This is a genomic window from Novacetimonas hansenii JCM 7643, from assembly GCF_000964405.1.
Classification (GTDB): Bacteria; Pseudomonadota; Alphaproteobacteria; order Acetobacterales; family Acetobacteraceae; genus Novacetimonas; species Novacetimonas hansenii.
Window position 1 is genome coordinate 1 of record NZ_BANE01000031.1, and the last position, 1,618, is coordinate 1,618.

At 60.4% G+C, this 1,618-nt stretch carries 2 protein-coding genes and 1 riboswitch; both genes read right to left on the bottom strand.

Going from position 1 to position 1,618, the window contains the following annotated elements; genetic code table 11:
• On the bottom strand, positions 1 to 225 hold a 225-nt coding region (locus tag B7G66_RS18350), incomplete at its 3' end, for a hypothetical protein (RefSeq protein ID WP_206778181.1).
• A 16-nt stretch (positions 226 to 241) separates the two neighbouring features.
• Complete coding sequence (locus tag B7G66_RS02215; RefSeq protein ID WP_048858817.1) at positions 242 to 1,210, bottom strand: homoserine O-succinyltransferase; 969 nt, start codon at positions 1,208 to 1,210, stop codon at positions 242 to 244.
• Between the two features lie 45 nt (positions 1,211 to 1,255).
• A riboswitch (SAM-I-IV-variant riboswitch) is annotated at positions 1,256 to 1,364 on the bottom strand.
• Positions 1,365 to 1,618 lie beyond the last annotated feature (254 nt).

Here is a 1,618-nt window from a genome sequence, read left to right on the forward strand (position 1 = left end):
AAAGACGCCGCCTTTTTGAAAAAAGGCAGCACCCAAAAACTTTTTCTGTTTTTTTATTAAGTAATTGTTTTTAAATAATCTCTTATGAAAATATAGTTTTATGTTTTTCATGATTGACGCAATGTTGTTGCGTAAAAAACCCCGATCCGACAGCCTGCCTGTGCGACATGGGCAGGGCGGATATTGCCCGGTGTCGCCTGTTTGCAAAAGGGCGCCACCGGGCAATGTGGGGCATGGCCCTTTACGCCGGGCCTGCGGCAATGGCCTGACGGACACGCGCGGGGCTGGCATGGGGGCGGCCGATGCGCGTGATGTCGAATGGCGTGGTCTGGTAAATGCGGTTGATCCAGTTCCCCGCCAGCAGATGCGCATGGCTGCGCCAGCGGTTGATCGGCGCGCGGGTGGGGTCATCTTCGGGGAAGTAATCGTAGGGCACGCCGACATCCATCCCGGCCGCGATATCGCGGAAATATTCATCGGCGAGCGAGGTGGAATCATATTCCAGATGGTTGAACATGTGCAGCGAATGGTGCGACGGGTCATCAAGCAGGCACAGCCCCGTCTGCGCGCTTTCGGCCAGTACGGCCATGCCGCTGTGGGCGGGGATGTCGGCGCGCCGCACCTCTGTCCAGCGCGAAACCGGGACGCAGACATCATCGGAAAACCCGACCAGATACGGCGATGCAGGCACCAGCACGCGATGGCCGTACACCCCGAACGCCTTTTGCGGCAGGCAGTGTTTGGGCATGCCGTGGAAATGATGCACCGCCGCCTGCGCCGCCCAGCAGATATTGAGACATCGATGCACGTTCGTCTGTGTCCAGTCGAAGACCCGGCGCAGTTCGTCCCAGTATGTGACATCGGAAAATGACAGCCGCTCCACCGGGGCGCCGGTGATGATGAACCCGTCGAAACGTTCGGTGCGCACATCTTCCCACGCGCGATAGAACGACGTCATGTGATCGGCAGAGGTATGGCGTGGGATATGGCCGCCAATCCGCACCAGCGTCAGTTCGACCTGCAACGGCGTTGCGCCAATCAGGCGGGCGATCTGCGTTTCGGTGCAGATCTTGTTGGGCATGAGGTTCAGAAGACCGATCCGCAGCGGGCGCACATCCTGACGGATGGCGTCGGCCTCGCCCATGACCATGACGCCTTCACCCTCCAGCGTGGTGCGGGCGGGCAGGTCGTCGGGAATCTTGATTGGCATTTTACGTCCGTTCTCCAACTTCTTGGTTGGGACAGACGCATGTGGCTTGATCCGTTTGGTTGCCGGGTCCGGCCACATCCTTCCTTGCGGAAGCGCCACCTTGCCCGGAATGGCAGGTTGGCGTTGGGCGTCGCCCCAACTCCTGATGCTGCGATCCTTCTATGCCTGGTCGTGTGGTATTTCAAGCCCGAAAAGCATCCTCCCCACCCTGTGACGCCGTGACCTGCGGGCGCGCAGGACCCCGGCGGCGGTTGTGTTGGGGAACAACATGCTGATAAACAAGGTGAAAGCCACCCTCTGCCACCGTATTTTCAAAAAATCCGCTACCCCGCCCCTTGGGCACGCAGGCCGGGCAGGGCCGGGCAGGGCAGGGCCGGGCAGGGCAGGGCCGGGCAGGGCCGGGCAGGG